The following is a 26,240-nucleotide window of genomic DNA, read 5'->3' as shown; positions in this document are numbered from 1 at the left end:
CAAATGTATAAGCTTTAATCTTTATGATAAAAAAAGATTTTGAATATAAACCTTATGCTTATCACAAATTTTCCCTTATGATGTAAAAAAATTGTCGAAAACCATTAATGTATAATTCTCTTAAATTCTTCTTTTATAATAATAAATTACTTTTTTATAAATTGATAGCGGAAAGTTCTGGTAATGTTTTTATTTATTCGGTTATTCAATTAAAAATTCCATTGCAAATTTGTAGTTTTTTGTCGTATACTTATTGGAAAATTAAAATAAAAAAGCAACCTATATAGGTAATACTACCCAATAGATTGCTTTTTAATACTCTTTTTATAAAATTTTATGATATTTTATCTTCAAATACTTTTACTTTAGCGTTATCTTGTATTTGTTTAAACTTATCTTTTATGATTTTTCCCTTTTTCTCTTCAAGTAAGAACTTATTTATTTCATTTTTAACTTCAGCAAAAGTCTTGCATGGCTTAACTTCTTTTTTAATCATTTTGATTATGTGATATCCAAATTGTGTTTTTACAGGTTCTGATATTTGACCATCTTTAAGTGGTAATGCAGCTTCCATAAATTGTTCATCAAATCCTGAGTCAACTGTTGGAACTGTTCCTAAGTCTCCACCTTTTTCTTTAGAACCATCTTGGCTATATTTCTTTGCAAGTACTGAGAATTCCGCACCTTTATTAAGTTCTTCTTTTATTGATTTAATTTCGCTTTCACATTTAGCTAAATCTTCTTGTGATTTAGGTTGAAGTATTATATGTGCTAAATGAACCTTTGTAGGATTCTTTACATCTTTAGGATACTTATCCTTATGTGTTTCATAATACTTTTGCATTTCTTTTTCATCAACTTTTACATTCTTAGTAAGTTCATTTTGAAGTTTTTCTAATATTATATTGTCTCTTACTAAACTTTCAAATCCTTCTTTAGTAAATCCACTTGCTTTTAACATCTTTTCAAATTCTTCATTACTCTTTATGTTTTGTTCTTTTTTCATTTCTTGTATCTTTTTATCTGTTTCTTTCTTTAATTCAGCTTCTTTAGGAACTAATCCTAACTTTTCAGCTTCTTGTTTTAAAGCTTCTTGAGCTGCCATTTGTTGAACAGTAGCTACTTTAACTTGCTTTAATTGTTCCTTAACTTGTGGATTTTCAGCATACTTATCTCCATACTGAGCTTTAAACTGTTCTTCATATCTTTTTACTGCAAAGTTTGAATCTAATTCTCCCTTTGTTATCTTCTTATCTCCAACTTTAGCTACAACTGTTTTATTTATAGCTTCCGGTGTTTTTTCTATCATACTGCATCCAACAGCAGACATTGAAAATACACATACGGCTACTGTTGCAACTAATTTTCTTATATTTTTCACTTTCTATTCCCCCATTTTATTGTATTTTATCAATAGATTTATTTTATCATAAAATTATTTGATTTCCACTATACTTTGTAAATATTGTAGAAATTCCCTTAAATGCATTATTAATTCTTCCTTCTTTATTTTTCTTGTATTGTAGCCTAGAGAAGGCTCATCTCCTAACTTAAACATAACATTCTTGCTATACTTATCCATTATACCTTTTATTAATTTTGGATTTATATATTCTTTGTTTTGGAATTTTATAATTACCTCATTTGGTTTTTCCTTCACTTCTACAATTCCTAGGCTGTTTGCAATAGTTTTTATGTAGGCAATATTAATAAGATTGTCTACAGATGGTGGTATATCCGAGAACCTATCTTCTAATTCTTCTTGTATATCCATCATGCTTTCTTTAGAATCTATATTTGCAATTTTCTTATATACTTCTATCTTTTGAACCTCATCTTTTATGTAGTTACCTGGTATATAAGCATCAACCTTTAGATCAACTGTAGTTTCTATAGGCTCCTTATCTATCTCTCCTTTCACAAGCTTTATTGTATCTTCAAGCATTCTACAGTATAGATCATATCCTACAGATGCCATATGTCCATGCTGTGCTGCTCCTATTAAGTTTCCAGCACCTCTTATTTCAAGATCTCGCATGGCAATTTTAAATCCTGATCCAAGCTCTGTAAAATCCTTAATTGCCTTTAATCTCTTTTCTGCAACTTCAGTTAATACCTTATCCTTTTTATATGTTAAATAAGCATAAGCCATTCTATTTGTTCTTCCAACTCTACCACGAAGTTGATAAAGTTGAGATAGTCCAAATTTATCTGCATCATAAATTATCATAGTATTAGCATTTTGAATATCTAATCCTGTTTCGATTATAGTTGTGCATACTAATATATCGTATTCTTTCTTCATAAAATCAAACATGACTTTTTCAAGTTCTCTTTCAGGCATTTGTCCATGTGCAATTCCAACCTTTGCATCTGGAACTAACTTTGCAAGATATGCCGCCATTTCTTTTATAGAACCAACTCTGTTGTAAACAAAGTATACTTGACCGCCTCTATCCATTTCTCTAGTTATGGCATCTAATATAAGCTGATCATTAAATTCTACTACATAAGTTTGCACTGGATATCTTTCTTCTGGTGGCGTTTCTATAACACTAATATCTCTAATACCTGTAAGTGACATATGAAGTGTTCTTGGTATTGGTGTAGCAGTTAATGTTAATACATCAACATTCTTCTTTAGATTTTTTATCTTTTCTTTATGGGTAACACCAAAACGTTGTTCTTCATCTACTATTAATAACCCTAAATCCTTAAATTCCACATCCTTTTGTAGTATTCTATGTGTTCCAATTAAAACATCAACATTTCCAGCTTTAACTTCTTTTAATATAGCTTTAACTTGAGCGGATGTTTTGAATCTACTTATCATATCTATTTTAACTGGGAAGTCACAAAATCTTTTTACTAAGTTAGTATAATGTTGTTCTGCTAAAATTGTTGTAGGAACTAATAATGCCACTTGTTTTCCATCCATTACAGATTTAAAAGCAGCTCTTATTGCAACTTCAGTCTTACCATAGCCAACATCTCCACATAAAAGCCTATCCATAGCCTTTGAAGATTCCATGTCTTCTTTTATTTCTTGAATAGCAGTAAGTTGGTCTGGAGTTTCATCATATGGGAACTCATCTTCAAATTGCTTTTGCCATACTGTATCTTTTCCAAACTTATGCCCTTTTAGGGTTGATCTTATGGCATAAAGTTTTACTAGTTCTTCAGCTATTTCATTTATAGCTTTTCTAACTTTCTTTTTAGCTTTTGTCCATTCACTTCCGCCAAGCTTATTTACCTTAGGAGATTTTCCTTCACTTCCTATATACTTTTGAACTAAGTCTAATTGTTCTACAGGAACATATAGTGTATCTCCAGCATTATAACTAAGTTCTAAATAATCTTTTTTATGACCTTGTACCTCTAATTGTTTAATGCCCTTATAAACACCTATACCATGATTTGTGTGAACTACATAATCTCCTGGCTTTAACTCATCAAAGCTCTTAATCTTGCCTACACCTTTTTTATTTTTTCTTTTAATTCTTTTTCTAGATTTACCGAAAAAGTCTTTATCTGATATAACACAAAGCTTTAACTCAGGGTACTCAAATCCTTTAGATTGATTTCCAAATGTTATTACAACTTCTCCAAACTCAATATTGTCTACAACATCTTTATAAGCACTTTCAATATCATAATCTCTTAATGCATCAACTAGTCTTTCTCCTCTAGGTCTAGTACCACTTAATATTAATATCTTGTATCCTTGACTTTTCTTACTATTTATTTCTTCTATTAAAAAGTCTAGTTTTCCTCCAAAGGAATTTAAAATTGTTTGATTAAAACTCTCTTTATGTTTAGATTTTAATACATCCATCTCTTTAGATATTATATTTAAGGTTACAATATTAGATTTTTGTATTTTTTCTAATATATCTTCCTTTGATACTAAAAGTTCTAGTTGTTTTGAAAGAATAGTACCTCTTTCTAAAAGCTGTTTATAATTCTCTATAAATTCAAAGTATACTGTATCGAGTTTTCCAAGTGATCTTTGTACATCAGTTACAAATACAAGTGAATCATTCATATAATCTAGTAATGTAGCCGTGTTTTCATAGAAATATGGTGTAAAACTATCTATATTTTCAAAGCTCCATGTTTCTTTTAAAGATTCTAAATTAGATATTGTATTCTTCTCTAAATTATCTAATAACTCTCTATCATCAACTAGTTTTTCTTTAGCCTTTTGTAAATCTTCTTTTATAGAATTGTATCCCATGTCTATATTTTCTTTTGTAAGTATCATTTCTTTGGCAGGAAATATTTCAATAGATTTGCTCTTCTCTATACTTCTTTGTGATTCTGTATTGAAACTTCTTATGGAATCTACTTCATCTCCAAATAACTCTATTCTATATGGAACAGATGATATTGGGGAATACACATCAATAATTCCACCTCTTATTGAAAATTCTCCTTTACCTTCTACAATGCTTGTTCTTTGATAACCACCTTGTATTAATTTTTCACTCAATTCTTCAATATCAATAACATCACCAACAGACACTTTTAATGTATACTTTTTGTATAATTCAGGAGATATATAAGTTGATGCTAAAGTTTCTATAGATGCTACTATTACCTTTTTGCCCTTCTTTAACATCTCCCTTATTACTTTAAGTCTTTCCCATCTTAAATCTCCAGAGATTGCATAAACATTATAAAAAACAACCTCTTTATTAGGAAAGTAATATACATTAGGTACATATAAAGATAAATCTTCATATAAATTTTTAGCTTCAACATCACTATTAGTAAATATAAATATAGATTTGTCTTCCTGTTCATATATACCATTTATAAAGTAAGCTCTTCCTGACTCTGAAAGTCCTGTTATCTCAATAGGATATTTCCCATCTTCTATACTTTTTATTGTATTTTGAAATTGAATGTTATCTAATAAAGGCTCCATAAGCCCCTTTAACCTCATGAGTATACCCCTCTCATTTACTACTAAGCTTTGAATCCATTAAACTTATTCATAGCTTCAGCAGTTCCTTTTTCTATAATATTTTCTGCTGCATCACTTGCAGCTTCAAAAACTTTAGATAATATCTCTCTATCATCCTTATTGAATTTTCCTAGTACATGGGATACTAAATCCCTTTGCACTGGCTGTCCTACCCCCACCTTAATTCTTGGGAAAACATCAGAACCAAAGTGAGCAATTATATTTTTTATACCATTATGCCCTCCAGCACTTCCTTTTTCTCTTATTCTCATTCTACCAACTTCTAAGCTTATATCATCGTATATAACTATTACATTTTCTTTAGGTATCTTGTAAAAATCTGTGACTTCCTTAATGCTTTCTCCACTTAAATTCATGTATGTTAATGGTTTTAATAAAATAACCTTCTCATTAGCTATAGTGCCATCCCCATACATCCCTTTAAATTTTTTCTTATTTAGATCTATATTATACTTCTCCGATATTACATCTATAATGTCAAACCCCACATTATGTCTTGTATGTTCATACTCTTTGCCAGGGTTTCCAAGTCCAACTATTAAAAACATGTCTTTTACCTCCAATATTGTCTTGCTTTTTCCACACTTATCTATAATACATTAAAAATAACATTTTTTAAAGGAAATAGACAACTAACCCATGAGAAGCTACTCACGGGTTTTAGTCTACTAATTCAGTTTTAATAACTTAAATAGTTACATTTAAATCTATTAATTTTTCTCCTCTTAATATACTGCACTTTATATTATCTCCAATTTTATGAGATTCTAAAATATTTTCTATATCCTTAAATTTACTTATTACCTTATTATCTAGCTTAACTATAATATCCGTTGGTCTTATGCCAGATTTCTCTGCAGCACTTCCTTTTACGACTTCACTTATGTAAACACCTTTTACTTTGTTTTTGTCTCCAGAAACTACAGCTCTTCCATTGATGCCCATAGTAGCTTTTTTAACTTTTCCATACTTAGTTATTTCACTTGCTATTATTTTAACTTCGTTACTTGCGATAGCAAATCCTATACCTGATACTTTTTTATTATTTAGATCAACACTATTTATTCCAATGACTTCTCCTTGCTTATTGCAAAGAACTCCTCCACTATTTGTATAATTTATAGAAGCATCTGTTTGAAGTAATTGATATGTTCCATCTACACCACTCACTCTTTGACTGCATCCACTTATTATACCTAGAGCTACATTTCCCGGAAATTGTTCTCCCATAGGATTTCCTATGGATATTGCAATATCTCCTATTTGAACTTTTGATGAATCTGCAAAAGTTGCCTTAGGCAAATTTCTAGCTTCTATTTTCATAACAGCAATATCAGATACTTCATCTTTCCCAATAAGTTTTGCTTTTAAACAATTAGGACTGTTTGCAAGCTTAACCTCTATCTCTCCCAATGAATCTACAATATGAGTATTTGTCAATATATAACCGTCAGAAGAAAATATAACTCCTGACCCCTTGAAATCATATTTATTTTCAGTAGAATTCATGGATTTTTCCATTATTCCTACAATGCTAGGAGCAACTTTATCTGCCACTTTTGATACAGTGTTGGAAAGCTCTTGTACACTAGCTTCCCTAAGATTATTATTTTGCAACTTTTCATCTCTAAACTCACTGAACTGTTTGTACTTTCTTTCAATTGTTAGCTTCGATGATATAACCCCAGAGAAAACAGCAATTATAATAAGAATAATTAACTTTATAAATTTCTTTATACTATTTCTATTTTTTCTAAATTTAATATTACCAAAATTGTCTTTATGTACATCTTCCCACTTTACTTCCTTAACATGAAAATTTTTATGATTCAATATTTATCACCTCCTATTATAAAATCTCTTATATACTCTAATTTATTGATCTCTTTAGTGTAAATATAAATTTAACACCTTTATCCTCTTTGTTTTCAAACCAGATATCTCCGCCATGTTTTGTAACTATTCTTCTAACAATAGATAATCCAAGCCCCGTACTTACCTTCATTGTTCTAGATTTATCTCCTTTGTAAAATCTATCCCAAATATATTTACCATCTTCTTCTGAAATATTAGGACCATCATTATATACAGATATGTATATATATTGACCTCTTACTTTTGTCCTAATTTCTATATTTCCTTCTTCTTTTCCATACTTTATAGCATTGTCTATTAAATTGGTTATAACTTGTATTATCTTATCTCTATCTACTAAGGCATAGACACTTTCTTCTTCAAGCCAAACCTCTACATTTAATTTTTTAGATTTAATTATTGTTTCAAATTTTATAATAGAAAGTCTTATTATCTCGTTTATGTCTTCCTTTTTCATATTAAGTACAAACTTTCCTGCTTCAATAGTAGATAAATCTAATAAATCATTTATAAGTCTTGTAAGCCTTTGTATTTCTTCATAAGCTATTGATAAATAATATTTTTCTTTTTCCTTTGGTATAATTCCATCTAATATCCCACCTATAAACCCTTTAATAGATGTTATAGGCGACCTTAACTCATGAGACACATTGGATATAAATGATCTTCTGTTTTCATCTACTTCTTCTAAGGATTTTGCCATTGAATTAAAGGATGTAGCAAGTTCCCCTATTTCGTCATTGGATTCTATATTAACCCTTTTATTAACTTCACCTTTTGATATTTTATCAGCGGCACTATTTATCTCCTCTAATGGTTTTATTATTATCTTTTGAGAGAAGTAATAGATTATAATACTTGAACATATTATGGCAAGTATAGCTGACACCCAAATTATTTGATAAACCCTTCTAAGTGGTGCTTTTATAAGCTGCATGGATGTACTAAATCTCAATGCACCTTGAAATATTCCTCTATAAAATATAGGTATTTCATAAACATATCTTTTATTGAATTCACTATCTATGTCCTTTTTTTCAATGAAATTTCCATCTCGTAAATTTTCAAGTTCATCTATTAAAAGCTGATTTCCTATAAACTTTTTATGTTTAGGGTTGGATGCTGCATATACATATCCATATCTATCAAATAACAAAATATCCATAGATGAATAACTAGAAACGTACTCTAATATATCATCTGTTTTACTAAGAGATGCATTCCCTTGTAAATACTGAATAGCTGCGTTTGATAATATTTGCGATTCTGATATTAACTGTTCTTTTCTTTGTGATAGAAAATATCCTTCAAACCAAAATGATAAAAAAGAAGCCAGTATTATAAAACTCATAGCAATTATCAAACTATATGTTGCTACCATCTTTGGAAAGAGGCCTTTTTTTCGCATCTATTTCACCTCGAATTTATACCCAACACCCCAAACTGTTTCTATTTGCCAGTTTGGACCTCCTTGAAGTTTTTCTCTAAGTCTTTTTATATGAACATCAACCGTTCTTGAATCTCCAGGATAGTCATACCCCCACACTTCACAAAGTAATTGTTCTCTTGTAAACACCTTGTTGCAATTACTTGCAAGATAATACAATAGTTCAAATTCCTTTGGTGGCATTTTTATTTCATTGTCTTTATATACAACTATATATGAATTTATATCTATAGTAAGACTTTTAAACTTAAGAACATCCTTATCTTCATTCTCTACATTATATCTTCGTAGTACAGCCTTTATTCTAGCTATTAATTCCTTAGGTTCAAATGGTTTTACAATATAATCATCTGCTCCAAGCTCTAAAGCTAACACCTTATCAAATGTTTCTCCCTTTGCAGTTAGCATAATAACTGGAGTTTCACATTCTTTTCTTATCCACTTTAAAACATCTATACCATCCATATGTGGTAACATAACATCCAGTAATACTAAATCTGGTTTATATTCATAAAAAGCAGTTTGTGCTGATTTTCCATCATAACAACATTCAGTTGAATACCCCGAACTTTCTAAATACATTTTTATTATTTCACATATATTTTCATCGTCATCTACAATTAATATTTTTCCTAACATTCCTTCCATGTATTTCACTCCCCTTTAACAAATTATTATAAATAAGATTACTTATACTTTATCATATTTTAAATAACATTTATCTTTTTAATACATAAATTAAAATAAATGTTACAATCATTATTTTTCTTTTAAGTAAAACAAGAGCATATAAGATATTTAATATCCTATATGCTCTAATTATACTAACTAAAAATTATACAAATAATTTGCTTATTGAAACATCTTCGTATATTCTTCTGATACCTTCAGCAAATATTGGAGCTACTGATAACACTTCAAATTTGTCTGATATTTTTTCACTTGGTATGTTTATTGTGTTTAAAGTAACTAATTTCTTAATTGCACTTTTTTCGATTCTTTCTATGGCTGGGCCTGATAATACTCCATGTGAACAACAAGCATATACTTCTTTTGCTCCTCTTTCAATTAAAGCATTAGCTCCATTTGTGATAGTTCCAGCAGTATCAATCATATCATCAATTAAGATAACTGTTTTACCTTTAATGTCACCTATTACATTCATTACTTCGCAAACATTAGCTTTTGGTCTTCTTTTGTCTATTATAGCTATTGGCGCATCTAATCTTTCTGCAAAGTTTCTAGCTCTTGTTACACTTCCTAAATCTGGAGATACGATAACAACATCGTCTCTTTCCTTAAATCCTGCTTCTAAGAAATATTTTGCAAGGATTGGTTCTCCACGAAGGTTGTCAACAGGGATGTTAAAGTATCCTTGAATTTGTGCAGCGTGTAAATCCATAGTAAGAACTCTGTCAGCTCCTGCTGTTGTTATTAAGTCTGCAACTAATTTTGCAGTGATTGGATCTCTTGCCTTAGCTTTTCTGTCTTGTCTTGCATATCCATAGTAAGGAATTACTGCTGTTATTCTTCCTGCTGATGCTCTCTTAAATGCGTCAATCATTATTAAAAGTTCCATTAAATTATCATTTACAGGGTTATGTGTTGGTTGGATAACAAACACATCAGATCCTCTAACTGTTTCATTTGTATTTACAGAAATTTCACCATCGCTGAATTTTCCTACATTGGAATCTCCAACAGTTACTCCTAAGACATCAGCTATGTCTTTTGCTAACTCTGGATGTGCATTACCTGTAAATATTTTAATACTTTTACCATGGGTTATCATATGTAGACCTCCTTAAAATTTTAAACACTGAATCCTTCTATTCCGTTACTTTTTTAGACCTTTTTTCGCTACCCAGCCCTTTATATTGACTTGTTTTGCTCTTGCAATAGCGAGATCACCTTCTTGAACTTTTTTAGTAATAGTTGACCCAGCTGCTATATATGTATTGTCTTCTACTTCTACTGGAGACACTAAGTTAGTATTACATCCAATAAAAGAGTTATCACCAATAATAGTTTTGTTCTTTGTTTTTCCATCATAATTTACTACAACTGTTCCACAACCGAAGTTACATCCACCACCAACTTCAGCATCCCCTATATAAGTTAAGTGAGAAACCTTAGTTCCATTTCCGATAGTTGACTTCTTAATTTCTACAAAGTCTCCTATTCTAGCACCTTCCCCTATTTTACTTTCAGGTCTTATATAAGCAAATGGACCTACTGTAGTATTCTTACCTACATGACTTTCTAAAATTACAGAACTTTGAATCTCAACTCCACTTTCAATTACACTGTCCTTTATTCTAGAATTTGGATAAAGCACACAACCTTTTTTGATTACAGTTTTTCCTTCTAAAACATTTCCAGGATAAACTATAGTATCTTCTTCAATTTCAACATCTGTTCCTATATATGTATTTTTAGGATCAATTAAAGTTACTCCGTTTTCCATATGTCTTTCATTTATTCTTAATCTTAATATTTCTTCTGCTTCTGCAAGTTGTCCTCTAGAATTTACTCCTTTTATTTCATCTGGATTAACACTAATAGCTCCAACTTTGCAACCTTTTTCTTTTAAAAGTTCTATTATGTCTGTTAAATAATATTCTCCTTGGGAATTGTTATTATTTAATTTATCTAAGTTGTTTAAAAGTTCTTTTATATCAAAACAATACATACCAGAGTTAATTTCATTAACTTTTAATTCTTCCGGAGTACAATCCTTGTGTTCTACTATTTTTTTAACTTCTCCGTTTTCATCTCTTATTATTCTTCCATACCCAAATGGATTTCCCACTATAGCAGTTAAAATAGTAGCCTTGTATTCTCCTTTGTTATGGAATTCTATGCAATCTTTTACTGTTTCACTTGTAATTAATGGAGCATCACCTGTAAATACAGCTACCACACCGTCTTTGCCTTCTAGAAACTCTCTAGCACACATAAGTGCATGACCAGTTCCTAATTGTTCTTCTTGAATAGAATATAAAACATGTGTATCTTTAGTAGCTTTTTTTACTTCTTCTGCTCCGTTTCCTATAACTAAATCTATATCTTCTATATCACTTTTTCTTAAAGTATCTATTACTTGATTAACCATTTCTTTTCCACAAACTTTGTGCAAAACTTTAGGTAAAGCTGATTTCATTCTTGTACCTTTACCTGCCGCTAAAATAACAGCACTTTTATACAATATTAACACCTCTCAACACGGTATAAATTAACGCTTCATGGCGTATTATATACTTTTTAATATTAATGCCTATTATATTATATTTTATATAAGTGTTTTTTTCAACCTATATAACCCTTATAATATATCATAAATGCAGTATAATATGATATATCATGAAAACATAGCCAAAAAAATAATAAAAAGGAGTAATTAAAAGTAATTACTCCTTTTTATTTAATCTTCACTTGTTATTTCTTCACCATTTTCGTTGTTAGTGGTTTCATTCTTAACTACTTCATACTCATCTAATATTGCCTTTTGAATTTTTTGTCTTGTTTCTGTATTAATAGGATGAGCTATATCTTTAAATTCTCCAGTCGGAGTTTTTCTACTAGGCATAGCTATAAAAAGTCCATTTTGTCCTTCAATAACTTTGATATCATGAACAACGAACTCATTATCAAAAGTTACTGATACAATAGCCTTCATTTTTCCTTCAGCAGAAATCTTTCTAATTCTTACATCTGTAATTTGCATAAACTCCACCTCCAAAGATGCTTTAGTTATAGTATTCTCCATAATTTCTCTTTTTCCTTCTTAATTTTTAGAAAATTTTATTTTTTGTGAATTTTATCTGGATAAACTATAGGATTATCATTTTCATCAATTCCCGCAAACTTTATTATTGATGTATAATCCTTAACTAATTTTTTGTCGGTATTTATGTTATCTACAAGAACTCCTATTCCTACAAGCTCACTTTCAAACTCTTTTAATAGATTTATTATTCCAAGGGCAGTTCCTCCAGCCTTCATAAAATCATCTATAAAAATACATCTGCTACCTTTACTTATACAACGTTTAGAAAGTGACATTGTTTGAATTCTTTTAGTTGATCCTGAAATATAGTTAATAGATACAGTAGGTCCTTCTGTTACTTTGTTATCTCTTCTTACAATAACAAGGTTAACTCCTAACTTTTTAGCAACCTCATATGCAAGTGGAATTCCTTTTGTTTCAACTGTAACTACACAATCTACATTTAATTCTTTGAATTTAGATGCTAATATAATAGATGCTGTTTGAATTATATCAGGATTAAACATTATATCACTTATGTACATAAATTCTCCTGGTACTATTCTTTCCTTCTGCTTTAGAATTATGCACAATTCTTCTGTGAATTCATCAATTCTCTCATCAGATATTCCATAAGTATATCTAATTCCACCTGCAGCACCTGCAATTGTTTCAATGTTCCCCATTGATAATTTGTTTAATGTTTCTCTAACTACAACAATATCCTCACTTATAGTAGATTTTGCTGCATCAAACATATCAGTAAATTTATTTAAATTTATAATTTTATTTGGATTTTCTATTAATGTCTTTGTAATAGCTGTAATTCTCTGGTTTCTAGTAAATTTTTTCATATCTCTCTCCTATTTTAAATTTACGAATCATTCTTTTAAATAATCATGTTATTATTCATATTTTAGTTCAATTATTTACTATTATCAACACAATTTTAAAATATTATAATGTTTGTTCCAAATATTTTATAATTGCAATAAGTTTTTTATTAGTTATTTATAGGAATTTTATTTAATATTATTAATAAAAGGTATTGATTTTATAAAAAGTTGTATATAATTAGATTGATAATAATTTTAATTATTTTATCCATTTAAGGAGCTGATTGATTTGTCATTTAATTTTTTAAAAGATAATAATAAAAAAGTACATTTTATAGGTATTGGCGGTATTAGCATGAGCGGACTTGCCGAAATACTTTTAAATAGTGGCTATAGAGTATCTGGTTCAGATAGAAGTGAATCTGACCTTACAAAACATCTTCAAGCTAAAGGTGCAGAAATATACATAGGACATAATGGTAATAATTTAAAAGATGTAGATTTAGTAGTCTACACAGCAGCTATCCCAGATAGTAACCCTGAACTTGTAAAGGCTCGTGAGTGTAATATTCAAACAATGGATAGAGCTGAATTTTTAGGTCATGTAATGCAAGGTCACAAGTATAATATAGCTATCTCAGGTACTCACGGAAAAACTACTACAACTTCTATGTTTTCACACATATCACTAAGTGCAAACTTAGATCCAACTATTTTAGTAGGTGGAAACCTTGATGTAATAAACGGAAACGTAAGAGTTGGAAATAGCGAATATTTTGTTACTGAAGCTTGTGAATACAAAGCATCATTTTTAAAATTCTATCCTTATATAGGAGTTATATTAAATATAGAAGCAGATCACTTAGACTTCTATAAAGACATAAATGATATACAAAACACATTCTTAAAATTTGCAAAACTCATCCCAAATGATGGATTCTTAATTGTAAATGCAGATGATAAGAGATGTGTTGAAGTATCTAAACAAGTAGATTGTAATGTAATAACATTTGGAATAAATAACGGAGATGTAAGAGCTAAAAATATAGTATTCAATAACGGTCGTCCAACTTTTGATGTTTACAGAAATGAAGAAAAACTATTTACTTTAACATTAAATGTTCCAGGAAACCACAACATTCTTGATGCACTAGCTAGTATAAGTTCTGCATTAAGCTTAAATGTTCCTGTAGATTCTATAATAGAAGGACTTTCAACATTTAACGGAGCTCATAGACGTTTTGAAATCAAGGGAAAAGTAGATGGAATTACTGTAGTTGATGATTACGCTCATCACCCAACAGAAATAAAAGCAGCTTTAAATGCCGCTAAAAACTTCCCTCATAAAAGAGTATTTTGTGTATTCCAACCTCACACTTACTCTAGAACAATAAGCTTATTTGATGATTTTGCAAATTCTTTCTCAAATGCTGATACTTTAGTTTTAGCAGATATTTATGCAGCAAGAGAAAAAGATACTGGAGTTGTAAGCTCTACTATGCTTGGTGATAAAATAAGAGAAAACGGAGTAAACTGCAAAAACCTTCATAGCTTTGAAGATATAGTAACTTTCCTAAAAGGCGAACTTAAAGATGGAGATTTACTAATTACAATTGGTGCTGGGGATGTTTATAGAGTTGGAGAAATGTTCTTAGAAGCAAAATAAGAAATAAAAAGAGGCACTTCATTTAATTGAAGTTACCTCTTTTTTTGTTTATAAGTTTCTTTAAAAATGAAATTATAACATAACTTGCAACGGCAACTATTATAATAGATGCACCTGATGCTATATTAAAATAATAAGAAATTGCAAGTCCTGCAAATCCAAATATAATTCCTAAAAATGAAGATACTATCATAATTGACTTTAAGTTAAATGTAAATTGTTTTGCAATAGCTGGTGGCACTGTAAGAAGTGCTATTACTAATATTATTCCAACTACTCTAATTAAAACAACTATAGTACAAGCTATTGTTACATATGTTAAATACTCTAAAAAGGAAGTATTAATTCCAAGAACCTGAGTAAATTCATCATCAAATAAGTATGCTTTAAAATAATTAAATAAAATCACTATAATAGCCACAACAATTACATCTAATGCACCCATTATTTTTACATCCATACTAGAAACTCTTAATATGTTTCCAAATAAATAAGAGTTCATATCTGGTGGATATCCTGGAGTAAATGCTATAAAAATTATACCAAGTGCCATACCAAGAGACCAAAACATTCCTATTAATGTATCTGAATTTGTATTTGTACTTCTATTTATTTTTGCAATTCCAAGAGATGAGAGTACAGAAAATATAAGCGCTCCAATCATAGGTTCTATACCCAGAAAATATCCCATACCAATTCCACCAAAGGCAGTATGTGCAATTCCTCCACTCATCATAACTAATTTTTTCTCAACAACTATAGTTCCAATTATTCCACAAACTATACTTGCTAAAATTACTGCAATAAATGCATGCCTCATAAAAGCATATTGAAAAAATGCATTAATCATCTAATTCCTCCCCACATGCCTCTAAATGGCTTTGAATTTTGTCCTTTGATATAGGCTCTATTGGGTAACTATATATTTTACTTAAAACTTCATTACCTGACTGTGCCTTTCCATAATAGTATAATTTATTATCTATACAAGCTATTTTAGTTGCATATGTTGAAATTATATTAACATCATGAGTTACAATTACTATCGTCATTTCACTACTTAATTCTTTTAAAAGTTCGTATATTTGAATTTTAGTTGCTGCATCAAGACTTGCCGTAGGCTCGTCTAAAAGCAATATTTTAGGTTCAATTAAAAGTGCTCTTGCAATCAATACTCTCTGCATTTGTCCTCCAGACAATTGTCCTATTTGCCTATCTTTAAATTGATATATATTTAATTTTTTCATTATGTCTTCAACTTTTTTATGATCTTCATCATTAAACTTATGAAATGGTTTAATTCTGCCTCCAAGCCTCCCCATAAGCACAACTTCCTCTACGCTAATTGGAAACTTTTTGTCAAATTTAGTGAACTGCGGTACATATCCAACCAAACTTCTACTCTTTTTAGGACTTTTGCCAAGTATCTTAATATCTCCACATGTAGGTTGTCTAAAGCCTAATATAAGCTTTAATAATGTACTCTTTCCCCCTCCATTGGGTCCTAAGATAGCTAGAAATTCATTTTGTTCAACTTTTAAATTTATATTACTCAATGCAGAAACATCTTCATAATAAACATCTACATCATTTATTTCAATTATATTTTCCATAAGCACCCCTCATTCCACTTTTAACGCATAAAATCATTTTAAACAATAATGCATATCAATTGCAAGTTTTATTTTGAATTTTTACGGTATATTAAAAATTATAGTCTTTAAAATAAGATTTTAACCCTAATATTATAAATGATTTTATAAATTAAGTCTAAAAATATAAAAATTGGGGAAAAATATTAATAATTAAATATTTAGGAGGATTTTATTATGAGAAATTTTTTAATCTCTGCCGTAGTAGATATTATTCTTATATTTGCTTTTTACTATTTGTTTAGAGCAATGATACCAAAGCCAACTCGCAATAAGTTATACGAAAAATACATAAGTTCATTTGCAAAGTTCGTTATATATCTATTTGTTGTAACATTAATAATAATAGGTGTATCAACTTTAATCCTTTATAGAACTCGCTATGTAAATTACTTAAATGTAATATCATCTGCATTAGTATCAATTTTCGTAGGATTTGTAATATCACTAGTTCCTACTACTGGTGCTGGAGATAAAAAAGAAGAAAAATAGTTGTTTTATTCCCCTAAATAAGGGATACAGAAAGTTATATCCATAATTTTACTTTATGGCATATAACTTTTTTAATTAAAATATAAAATTTATTGTTGACTTTTTATAAAAACCATCGTATAATAATTCTTGTTGACGGGGTATAGCGCAGATGGTAGCGCGCGTGGTTTGGGACCATGAGGCCGCGGGTTCAAGTCCTGCTACCCCGACCAGTAAAAAGAGTTAATTTTATTAACTCTTTTTTTTATTTTTTGTAAAACTACACTATACGCTTTAATACTTAATAATGTTATAACACCTTATATTGTATACAAATATATTTAACTGCTAAAAATAAGCTTAAATACCATACAGTAAAAGGAGACTGCATTATGAATAAAAAATTTGATAACTTATTTAAAAAATTAGTTAAAGCATATTATAATGATAATTTCGAAGAAACAGTAACTCATATATTATCAAAAGAAACTGAAGATAAAGAGTATTTATCCAAGGTCATTTCTTCCTTATGCGGAGTTAATATAGAATTCGATGATAACTTTATCATAAACTTAAAGAAAGCAATAGGTAATTATGAAATTCGTCATAAAATCGTTCATAAAGTACATGATTGCTCTATGGACTGCTCTAAGGATGGTGAGAAAACTCGCTGTCAGAAATCTTGTCCCTTTGATGCTATATTAGTAGATAAAAATACCAGTACGACATACATATCTCTTGGTAAATGCGTAGATTGTGGATTTTGCGTAGACGCATGTCCTACAGGTAGCATTTTAGATAAAGTAGAATTTATTCCCCTTATAGACTTACTAAATAAAGAAGACATAGTAATTGCCGCAGTAGCCCCTTCAATAATTGGACAATTTGGAGAAAATGTATCCATGAATAAGCTTAGAACTGCCTTTAAAAAATTAGGCTTTACTGATATGGTCGAAGTAGCATTTTTTGCAGATATGCTGACTTTAAATGAAGCCACTGAATTTAACAAAAATGTAAATTCAATAGATGACTTTATGATAACTTCATGTTGTTGCCCTATGTGGATGGCTATGCTGAAAAAATCCTTTAAGGAACTTCTTCCTCATGTTTCTCCTTCAGTATCACCTATGATTGCAGCAGGCAAAGTATTAAAAAAATTAAATCCTAAATGTAAAGTGGTATTCATAGGACCTTGCATAGCTAAAAAATCTGAAGCAAAAGAAAAGGATCTTGCGGGAATAATTGATTTTGTTCTAACCTACAAAGAAACTAAGGACATTTTTGATGCTCTAAATATACATCCGGAAGAACTAAAAGAAGATAACACTATAGAATATTCATCAAAGCAAGGATTAATATACGGATTTACAGGTGGAGTATCAAAAGCAATTTGCGATACCATAGAAACATTATTTCCAGACAGAAAAGATCTTCTTAAAACCACTAAAGCTAACGGAATTAAAGAATGCAGGGAAGTTTTATCATTATTAAAACAAGGTGATTTAGATTCAAATTTTATTGAAGGTATGGGCTGTGTTGGTGGTTGTGTTGGTGGTCCTGGTACTATAATTTCAAAAGAAGAAGGACAAAAATCACTTTCAAATTTAGCCAATAACTCTGAAATATCAATATCAACACAAAATCATTGGATGAAGAATATACTAAATAATCTAGATATTTATTCCATAAAAGACTTTGAAAACAAAGAAAAAACAGAAATATTTCATAGAAACCTTTAAATGTTTTCTCTTGCTACATTCAATTGTTCTATCTTATAATGATAATAAACATTATTTACGAAAAAGGGGTGTTATTTATGCTTAAAGATATAAAAGGCGCTATATTTGATATGGACGGCACTCTTGTTGATTCTATGTGGGTATGGACAAAAATAGATAGAGATTTTTTAGAAAAAAGAAATATAGAATGTCCAAAAGATTTAAAAGAACAAGTTCAAGATTTATGTTTTGAAGAAGCTGCTTTATACTTTAAAAATACATTTAATTTAGATGAGTCTGTTGAAGAAATTTGTACTGAGTGGAACAATATGGCTCTAGATGAATACAAACATAATGTTACTCTTAAACCAGGTACACTAAAGTACTTAAATTTACTTAAATCAATGGGAATTAAAATAGCCCTTGCAACTAGCAATTGTGAATTATTGCTTACAACAGCATTAAAAGCAACTGGTATCTATGATTATTTTGATTCTATTACAAGAACAGATGAAGTAAGTAGAGGAAAGAACTTTCCTGACGTGTATTTACTTGCAGCTAAACGTCTAAATGTTGACCCTTCTAAGTGTATTGTATTTGAAGATATATTCCCAGCTGTAGTTGGTGCTAAAGCTGCTGGAATGAAAGTGATTGGTATTTATGATGATTTTTCAAGTTATCAAAAGGATAAGATTATAGATATTGCTGATAAATATATATATAAATACGATGATCTTATGGGTGACGCAATATAACAAAAAAGATTATGTAGGAATTTAAGTATACCTACATAATCTTTTATTTTTATATATATTCTTTTCCTTGATATATATTATCATTTTTAAACTTGGCATCTATAGCATTTAAAACTTCCCACTTTTTCAAACTCCACATAGGTCCTATTATTAAGTTTCTAGGTGCATCCCCAGTTAATCTGTGTATAACTATGTTTTGAGGTAACATGCTAACAGCCTTTACTATAATATCTATATATTCATCTTGTTCTAAAAATTTAAGTTTCCCTTGTTCATATAGTTTAACCATAGGAGTTCCTTTAAGTAAATGAAGAAGATGTATTTTTATCCCTTGAATATCCTTTTTTCTTAAATATCTTATAGTATTAAGCATATCTTCTCTATCTTCTCCTGGAAGTCCAAATATGGTATGTACTACAACATCTATGTTTTTTTCTCTAAGTCTAGTTAAAGCATCCTCAAATATAGGAAGATTATATCCTCTATTTATAAGCTTTGCCGTACATTCATTACTAGTTTGAAGTCCAAGCTCTACCCATGTGTATACTCTATCATTAAACTGACTTATTAATTCTACAACCTCATCACTTAAACAATCAGGCCTTGTAGCTATGGCAAGAGCAACTACTCCCTCTTCATTTATAGCCTCTTCATACTTTCTTCTTAGTTCTTCTACAGGAGCATATGTATTTGTATATGCCTGAAAATAAGCTATATACTTTCCCTTTTTCCACTTATTTTTCATCATTTCTTTTATATCATCAAATTGAGAACTTATAGAAAAATTCCTATCACCTGCAAAATCTCCCGAACCTCTTTCACTGCAATATATACATCCACCTTTGCTTATGGTTCCATCCCTATTAGGACATGAAAAACCAGCATCTAGTGATATTTTAAATACCTTTTCTCCAAATTTTTCTCTTAGAAAATAATTTAAAGTATGATACCTTTTATCTCCCCACTTTTCTTTCATGTAAATTCGCTACTCCTTTTCTTTTATAAATCTACCAAACAAAAATGCCTATAGAGTATTATACACTATAGACATTTTTATATAAAATTATTTCTTGGCTTTAGATATTTTGTAAGATTGTAAATTAAGTTCCCATTCCCCAATATATTTGTTGTCTTTTTCTTTGCTATCCTTATTTATAACACTAAAAATCATTTTATCCTTTTTAAACTCTCTAAAAACTACATTAACTTTACTTAATGGATACTCACTTTCAAAATTTGTAGGTATCGGTTCACCACTTTCTGTATTAAATACCTTTATGCAAGTATCTTTATCTTTACTATATTGGACAAGCAATAATTTATCATCTTGAGAAAAAGTCATGTTTTCTATCTTAGCCTTTTTTAATAAGTCACATAATAAAACATTTTTTCCTATAGGTTTTTCTTTTACAAGATTTGAACCTTCTTTATTTTGTGATGAATCTCCACCTTCATCTTTATTACTAGTTTGAGTTTGGATAGTATCATCTAAATCTATAATTCCAACAAAACTTCCATCACCTGTAGTAGTTATTCCAAGCATATCTCCTGAATAACTTAAACAACAAATACCAAATTTGTTTTTAGGTATTAACTCACTTTGAAGTTTTCCGCTATCACTTTTGGCATATCCATACTTCGGAATACCATCCATATCTGTTATCAACAAAGTTTCAACATTATTTTCTTTTCTAAATCTTATCTGATTCTTTTTTTGAAATGCTTCTTTAAAAAGAGAAGTGGACACTTCTGTAATTTTATAATCCAAACCTTTTTTAGCCACTTTTATTCTGTAGTCTATTACTTGAGTTTCAGGTTTATCCACACTAGACTTTATAACATCTACTTTAAAATCGCCCTCTCCTCCACTTTCAGTAACTTCACTGATTCTATAACCTCTTATTCTTAACTTAGAAGGCTTTAAATCCTTGGTATCAGTTTTTGCTTTCTCATCTAAAAGCTTTGCTGACTCCTCATACTTATCTGCTTTTGTATAATTAAAATATGCCTCTACTATTTTAGTAGCGACTTTCATATTAAATACATCCTTTTCCTTTACATTTTCATATTGATTTTTATTACATCCTACACACATAAAAATAGTTAAAAAAATTAGTATATAACTTGTATACTTTTTTATCACATCTTTCACCTCTCTTTAATTTATTTTGCCACTAAAATAAAATTTAATTTATATAATCATTATTTTTATTAAATTTTATATATTTATAATGAGCGCTTGTTTTATAAATGTAATGGAGGTATAATTTTGAAAAAAAATTTAACGTTAATCTTTGAATTAACAGCAGTATTCATTGGAACCATTGTTGGTGCTGGACTAGCTTCTGGTGAAGAAATAACACTTTTTTTCACTAGGTATGGCTATAAAAGTTTTTTGGGCATTCTTATATGTATGTTTATCTATATATTTATGGGGTTTAACATAATACATATTGGCGGTAAATATAATTTAAATTCTTATAGCTCATTTATAAAAACTGTTAGTCCAGGAATATGGGGCAAAATAACCCAGCTATTCACCACCATTTGTTTAATTACTAGTTCTTCAATAATACTTGCTGGTAGCGGCTCTTTAATTCATCAATATTTTAATGTTCCAAAGTGGGTTGGAATATCTATAATGGCAGTAATCGCACTTATTACACTATTTCGTGATACCAACGGACTTATAGAAATAAATGCCTTTATAGTTCCTTGTCTTATAATTGTAATCACAACTATCTTTTTATTGTTTTTACTACTTTCTAAGGATACAGCTAATGTAGGTTATATTAAACAGATTCCTTCAATTAAGGGAAGCTGGTTTATTTCTTGTTTATTATATGGAAGCTTTAATTCCCTATCTTGTAGTGGAGTTTTAGTTCCATTAACTTCAGAAACAAAGGATAAATCATCCTGTAGACTTGGAATATTCTTTGGTGCTTTAGGTCTTACAATTCTTGCCTGTATGATAAATTTTATGCTACTTTTAAACGTGCCTAACATATATAAATACGATATTCCACTATTATATGTAGCCAATCGCTTCGGAGGACTTATACAAATATTTCTTCTCGGAATTATGTGGCTTGAAATGTTCTCAACTGAAGTGTCCGACATTTATAGTTTAAGTAAGACCCTTAGAGATGTATTTAAAATTCCATATAAAAAGGCTATAATACTTATATTGCTTATTGATATTCCAATTTCCCAATTTGGATTTGTAAATTTAATAAGCCATGTATATCCTGTATTTGGATTTGTAAGTTTAATTTTTCTAATACAGTGTATTATATTTAGGATTAAAGATAGACATTAGATGATAAAAATTTATATAGTAACAAAGGATGTGATTTTATGTTAGAAAACTGTAATTTATGTTATAGAAATTGTAACGTAAATAGATTTAATGGAGATATCGGTTTTTGCAAATCAAAAGACAAAGTAAAACTTGCCAGAGTATCACTACACGCCTGGGAAGAGCCTTGTATTTCAGGAAGCAATGGCTCTGGCACAGTATTTTTTTCAAACTGTAATTTAAAATGTGTTTTCTGTCAAAACTACGCCATTAGCACAGATGGTGTTGGACAGGAAGTTTCCATTGAACGTTTAAGCGAAATATTTTTAGAACAACAACAAAGAGGTGCAACTAATATAAATTTAGTAACTCCAACACACTTTGTACCTCAAATAATATCTGCTCTTAAAATAGCCAAAATGAGGGGACTCAATATTCCCATTGTCTATAATACAAACAGTTATGAAAACATAGAAACACTAAAATTATTAAATGGCTATGTTGATATATATCTTCCAGATTTTAAATATTTTAAAGATTCCTATGCAATTAAATATTCTAATGCTCCCGATTATTTTAAGGTAGCATCCAAGGCCATAATGGAGATGTTTAAACAAGTTGGAACACCTGAATTTGATCATAAGGGAATTATGAAAAAAGGCGTTATTGTAAGGCACTTAATGATACCAAGTCTTTTATTTGATTCAAAAAAAATAATAGATTATCTATATAAAACATATAAAGATTCTATATACATAAGTATAATGAATCAATATACTCCAACCAAAAACCTTGCAAAATATCCTGAAATAAACAGAAAGGTTACTAAAAAACATTATGATGCTTTAATAAATTATTGTTTAAATCTAGGAATTAAAAATGCTTTTATACAAGATGAGGGAACAGCCTCTGAAAGTTTTATTCCAGATTTTGATTTAAGGGGAATAAATAAGTCCTAACAGATAACTGCTAGGACTTTTATTTATATCTTATATTTTCTTAATTCATCTTTAAACTGTTCTGTTAGATTTTTAAACTCTGAAATACTACTAATTAAGTTCTTTATTTCACTAGTATAGTTAGATACACTTGCACTAACTTCTTCTGAAGATGCTGAATTTTCCTCAGCAATTGCTGATAAAGATTCTATGTTATTATATATCTCTGCTATAGTTTGTGATTCTGAAGTTAATTCATCTATTGTTTTTATCATAGATGCAGATACAGTTTGTATTGCATTAGTAGCATCTAAGCTTATATCCCTAACTTCTTTAAGACTTCCAGTTTCCTTTTCCAAAACTGAGTATTGAGAGTCTATTTTTGTAACTAAATTCTTAATAGCCTCTACAAACTCTCCAAGATTAGTATTTATTTGCTCCACAGCTTCTTGTGTTTGTTCTGCAAGCTTTCTAACCTCTTCAGCTACAACTGAAAATCCCTTTCCTGCTTCTCCTGCTCTTGCTGCTTCAATTGATGCATTTAGCGCTAAAAGATTTGTCTGTTCTGATATTTGAGAAACAATTGAAACAATGTCAGTTATGCTATGAGCTTTATCTTCAAGTTCCATTCCATTATTTCTTACTTCTTTAAACTTATTAAGTGACTCTATTATATTTTTACTTGAATTATCAACATTATTATAACTATTATCAATCTTGCTTATTGCCTGTTCTAACTGTTCTTTATTTTCATTTTCAACATTAACAATATTTTTTAAAGCTTCTATATTTCCATTTAAAATAGTAGCAGCATCTTGAGTATTTTCAGCTTGGCTTATAGCAGCGTCTGCAACTTGCTCAACTACCCCTGATATCTCTTCAGACGTAGACATCATGGAATCAGATATTTTATTTATATTTCTAACAAATGTACCCATTTCATCTGTAACACCCTTAAAGCCAACAAAATCTGCTCGTACACCTTTTCTATGTTCTTTTAATAATTCATATATGTCTTCAAAAACATCCCCTGTAACAATCTGTCCATCCTCAGTATAATTATTTTTATTGATATTATTTATTTCTTTTTTAATTAAACCTACTGGCCTAAGTAGTACAGATATAGCAAATGCTGATGCTAAAGATGATATAACAGCTATACCTAGTTCTTTTAGTATATTTGTAAACCCAAACATAGGAATACCAACAAGTAAGGATATTATAAATGTTAAAACACCAACTTTTGCAGGTATACTTTTCATAAATCCAAAAGATAGCATCTTATTAAACTTATAAACTCTTTTATAAAAAATATCATTTTCAAATGTGAATTCTAATACTAGTTCACCACTACTTCTACTAATTTCTTTTACCTCTAAATTTTCCTTAAAATACTCCGAACTTCCATCAATTAATCCTAAACAATAATCATACATTTCTCTTTTGGAATTGTATTTAAAAATAGCTTTTTTACTTGATATTGGCTTTATATCAATAATAGGTGGCTTTGCGCCCTTAAACTTTTTAACCATTTCAACGTGAACATCAAACATAGATCTAAAAAATGAATATAGATTTTCATGTTCAAAAAAAGCTGGAAAATCTTTAAAGAAGGTTTTTATATTATCTTTTCCTATAGCTCTCCATAATTCATTTATGCTTATGTTCCTACTTTCAGATATGTACTTCATTATGTCCTGTACATATCTATCATCAACATCCTCTATGGGAGAAAATATTCTGTTTTCTTTCCACCCAACTGATTGCATAGCAAGTGCAACTGTATTTTTATCATAAATTTTTCGGCATGTATTAATCCAAGTCGCAACAATAGTACCTTTCATTATTTATACCTCCAGTAATATTTATTAATATACAATAAATCCAAAATGTAGCACTAATTTAATTATATATTATTTTTATATGTTTGTAATCATCAATTACATTAAACGACAAAAATATACTATTAACGGAATATGTTCCTGTCAAATTAACATTTGTATACTATTTTACCTCAAGAAAGTAATTATTGTATTTTTATTATCTAAATTGTATGTTATCATTAATATATATGTGTAGTTTTTATTATTAATAATGATTTTACTTTATACAAGGAGAATCCTTAACTATGAGAAAAATATCTATTTCACAAATAAAAGATGGCCAAATACTAGCAAAACCAATTTATGATGCCTCTGGTAGATTACTACTTTCTAAAGGCACAAAATTAAAACCTGGATACAAAATGAGATTAACTAATATAGGATTATTTTCTGTTTTTATAGATGATGAATTTTCTAAAGATATTCAAATGGATGAAATTATTTCAGAACAAACTCGCGAAGAAACTAAGGCAGTTTTAAAAAGTGAATTTACTAAATTTATTTCTAAGCAAAGCTACCCATCAAAAGAAATTTATACTGTAGTTAATAATATAATTGATATTATATTATCTCGTGAGGACGTAATGGTTAATATTTGCGATATTAAATCTAAGGATAAATATCTTTATGAACATTCAATAAATGTATGCGTTTTATCTTTAATACTTGGGGTTTATCTAAAATACCCTGAAAATCGTCTTAAAGAACTGGCCATAGGAGCTTTATTACACGATATAGGTAAACTTTTAACTCCTAAAGATATAGTTGAAAGATTTAGAAATGGTAATTTATCAAAAGAAGAATTTGAAATTTTTAAAAGCCATACTATAGATGGATATGAAATTATAAATCAAAAAGAAGATATAAGTTACATATCAAAGGCAATTATACTTATGCACCATGAACATTTCGATGTACAGGATTTCCTTTAGGACTTAGTGA

The 26,240-nt window shown here is 29.2% G+C and carries 22 protein-coding genes and 1 tRNA gene; 8 read left to right on the top strand and 15 right to left on the bottom strand.

Going from position 1 to position 26,240, the window contains the following annotated elements:
- Positions 1 to 334: 334 nt before the first annotated feature.
- The 10 genes from NT01CX_RS00770 to purR all read right to left on the bottom strand — a co-directional run bounded on the left by NT01CX_RS00770 (position 335) and on the right by purR (position 12,935).
- On the bottom strand, positions 335 to 1,381 hold the full coding sequence (locus NT01CX_RS00770) for a peptidylprolyl isomerase (RefSeq protein ID WP_011721138.1): 1,047 nt from the start codon (positions 1,379 to 1,381) through the stop codon (positions 335 to 337).
- A gap of 54 nt (positions 1,382 to 1,435) precedes the next feature.
- Positions 1,436 to 4,948: a transcription-repair coupling factor gene (mfd, locus tag NT01CX_RS00765; protein ID WP_011721137.1), complete on the bottom strand. Its 3,513-nt coding sequence runs from the start codon at positions 4,946 to 4,948 to the stop codon at positions 1,436 to 1,438.
- A gap of 23 nt (positions 4,949 to 4,971) precedes the next feature.
- A complete protein-coding gene (gene pth / locus NT01CX_RS00760) occupies positions 4,972 to 5,538 on the bottom strand; it encodes an aminoacyl-tRNA hydrolase (protein WP_011721136.1) in 567 nt (188 codons plus the stop codon).
- Positions 5,539 to 5,677: 139 nt separating this feature from the next.
- Positions 5,678 to 6,823, bottom strand: a complete 1,146-nt coding sequence (locus tag NT01CX_RS00755; RefSeq protein ID WP_011721135.1) for a S1C family serine protease — start codon at positions 6,821 to 6,823, stop codon at positions 5,678 to 5,680.
- Between the two features lie 37 nt (positions 6,824 to 6,860).
- Complete coding sequence (locus tag NT01CX_RS00750) at positions 6,861 to 8,273, bottom strand: HAMP domain-containing sensor histidine kinase (protein WP_011721134.1); 1,413 nt, start codon at positions 8,271 to 8,273, stop codon at positions 6,861 to 6,863.
- Complete coding sequence (locus NT01CX_RS00745; RefSeq protein ID WP_011721133.1) at positions 8,274 to 8,960, bottom strand: response regulator transcription factor; 687 nt, start codon at positions 8,958 to 8,960, stop codon at positions 8,274 to 8,276.
- A gap of 187 nt (positions 8,961 to 9,147) precedes the next feature.
- On the bottom strand, positions 9,148 to 10,104 hold the full coding sequence (locus NT01CX_RS00740; protein WP_011721132.1) for a ribose-phosphate pyrophosphokinase: 957 nt from the start codon (positions 10,102 to 10,104) through the stop codon (positions 9,148 to 9,150).
- A 45-nt stretch (positions 10,105 to 10,149) separates the two neighbouring features.
- Positions 10,150 to 11,520, bottom strand: a complete 1,371-nt coding sequence (gene glmU / locus NT01CX_RS00735) for a bifunctional UDP-N-acetylglucosamine diphosphorylase/glucosamine-1-phosphate N-acetyltransferase GlmU (RefSeq protein ID WP_039224383.1) — start codon at positions 11,518 to 11,520, stop codon at positions 10,150 to 10,152.
- Positions 11,521 to 11,736: 216 nt separating this feature from the next.
- Positions 11,737 to 12,039: a septation regulator SpoVG gene (spoVG, locus tag NT01CX_RS00730; RefSeq protein ID WP_011721130.1), complete on the bottom strand. Its 303-nt coding sequence runs from the start codon at positions 12,037 to 12,039 to the stop codon at positions 11,737 to 11,739.
- 77 nt (positions 12,040 to 12,116) lie between these two features.
- Positions 12,117 to 12,935: a pur operon repressor gene (purR, locus tag NT01CX_RS00725; protein WP_011721129.1), complete on the bottom strand. Its 819-nt coding sequence runs from the start codon at positions 12,933 to 12,935 to the stop codon at positions 12,117 to 12,119.
- A 271-nt stretch (positions 12,936 to 13,206) separates the two neighbouring features.
- On the opposite strand from purR, the gene murC reads away from it, so the two are divergent.
- Complete coding sequence (gene murC, locus NT01CX_RS00720) at positions 13,207 to 14,583, top strand: UDP-N-acetylmuramate--L-alanine ligase (RefSeq protein WP_011721128.1); 1,377 nt, start codon at positions 13,207 to 13,209, stop codon at positions 14,581 to 14,583.
- Between the two features lie 22 nt (positions 14,584 to 14,605).
- Here the strand turns inward: murC and NT01CX_RS00715 are convergent, their stop codons facing one another.
- Together NT01CX_RS00715 and NT01CX_RS00710 are read right to left on the bottom strand one after the other, a co-directional pair.
- On the bottom strand, positions 14,606 to 15,433 hold the full coding sequence (locus NT01CX_RS00715) for a metal ABC transporter permease (protein WP_011721127.1): 828 nt from the start codon (positions 15,431 to 15,433) through the stop codon (positions 14,606 to 14,608).
- The gene (locus NT01CX_RS00710; RefSeq protein WP_011721126.1) at positions 15,426 to 16,196 is read right to left on the bottom strand and encodes a metal ABC transporter ATP-binding protein; all 771 of its coding nucleotides are present in this window, start codon (positions 16,194 to 16,196) and stop codon (positions 15,426 to 15,428) included. The genes NT01CX_RS00715 and NT01CX_RS00710 overlap by 8 nt, the downstream gene beginning before the upstream one ends.
- A gap of 216 nt (positions 16,197 to 16,412) precedes the next feature.
- On the opposite strand from NT01CX_RS00710, the gene NT01CX_RS00705 reads away from it, so the two are divergent.
- From NT01CX_RS00705 to NT01CX_RS00690, 4 genes are all read left to right on the top strand, one after another.
- On the top strand, positions 16,413 to 16,727 hold the full coding sequence (locus NT01CX_RS00705; protein ID WP_011721125.1) for a hypothetical protein: 315 nt from the start codon (positions 16,413 to 16,415) through the stop codon (positions 16,725 to 16,727).
- Positions 16,728 to 16,863: 136 nt separating this feature from the next.
- Positions 16,864 to 16,939 (top strand) — tRNA-Pro (locus tag NT01CX_RS00700).
- 159 nt (positions 16,940 to 17,098) lie between these two features.
- On the top strand, positions 17,099 to 18,445 hold the full coding sequence (locus tag NT01CX_RS00695) for a [Fe-Fe] hydrogenase large subunit C-terminal domain-containing protein (RefSeq protein ID WP_011721124.1): 1,347 nt from the start codon (positions 17,099 to 17,101) through the stop codon (positions 18,443 to 18,445).
- Positions 18,446 to 18,522: 77 nt separating this feature from the next.
- A complete protein-coding gene (locus NT01CX_RS00690) occupies positions 18,523 to 19,179 on the top strand; it encodes an HAD family hydrolase (RefSeq protein WP_011721123.1) in 657 nt (218 codons plus the stop codon).
- 49 nt (positions 19,180 to 19,228) lie between these two features.
- On the opposite strand, the gene NT01CX_RS00685 is transcribed toward NT01CX_RS00690, so the two are convergent.
- Together NT01CX_RS00685 and NT01CX_RS00680 are read right to left on the bottom strand one after the other, a co-directional pair.
- Positions 19,229 to 20,155, bottom strand: coding sequence for a TIGR01212 family radical SAM protein (locus tag NT01CX_RS00685; RefSeq protein WP_011721122.1), 927 nt, complete (start codon positions 20,153 to 20,155; stop codon positions 19,229 to 19,231).
- An 87-nt stretch (positions 20,156 to 20,242) separates the two neighbouring features.
- The gene (locus tag NT01CX_RS00680) at positions 20,243 to 21,322 is read right to left on the bottom strand and encodes a hypothetical protein (protein WP_011721121.1); all 1,080 of its coding nucleotides are present in this window, start codon (positions 21,320 to 21,322) and stop codon (positions 20,243 to 20,245) included.
- Between the two features lie 126 nt (positions 21,323 to 21,448).
- Here NT01CX_RS00680 and NT01CX_RS00675 point away from each other — a divergent pair, with 126 nt between their 5' ends.
- Together NT01CX_RS00675 and NT01CX_RS00670 are read left to right on the top strand one after the other, a co-directional pair.
- Entirely contained in the window at positions 21,449 to 22,498 is a 1,050-nt protein-coding gene (locus tag NT01CX_RS00675; RefSeq protein ID WP_011721120.1) for a YkvI family membrane protein, read from the top strand.
- 38 nt (positions 22,499 to 22,536) lie between these two features.
- A complete protein-coding gene (locus NT01CX_RS00670; protein WP_011721119.1) occupies positions 22,537 to 23,436 on the top strand; it encodes a radical SAM protein in 900 nt (299 codons plus the stop codon).
- A 23-nt stretch (positions 23,437 to 23,459) separates the two neighbouring features.
- Here the strand turns inward: NT01CX_RS00670 and NT01CX_RS00665 are convergent, their stop codons facing one another.
- Positions 23,460 to 25,259 carry a heme NO-binding domain-containing protein gene (locus NT01CX_RS00665; protein ID WP_011721118.1) on the bottom strand — a complete coding sequence of 600 codons (1,800 nt, stop codon included), beginning with the start codon at positions 25,257 to 25,259 and terminating at the stop codon, positions 23,460 to 23,462.
- Between the two features lie 284 nt (positions 25,260 to 25,543).
- Here NT01CX_RS00665 and NT01CX_RS12385 point away from each other — a divergent pair, with 284 nt between their 5' ends.
- On the top strand, positions 25,544 to 26,230 hold the full coding sequence (locus NT01CX_RS12385; protein WP_011721117.1) for an HD-GYP domain-containing protein: 687 nt from the start codon (positions 25,544 to 25,546) through the stop codon (positions 26,228 to 26,230).
- Positions 26,231 to 26,240 lie beyond the last annotated feature (10 nt).

Origin of the sequence: Clostridium novyi NT (genome assembly GCF_000014125.1) — a bacterium.
In the GTDB taxonomy this organism is placed as follows: Bacteria; Bacillota; Clostridia; order Clostridiales; family Clostridiaceae; genus Clostridium_H; species Clostridium_H novyi.
This window is presented reverse-complemented; position numbering and strand designations above follow the sequence as displayed.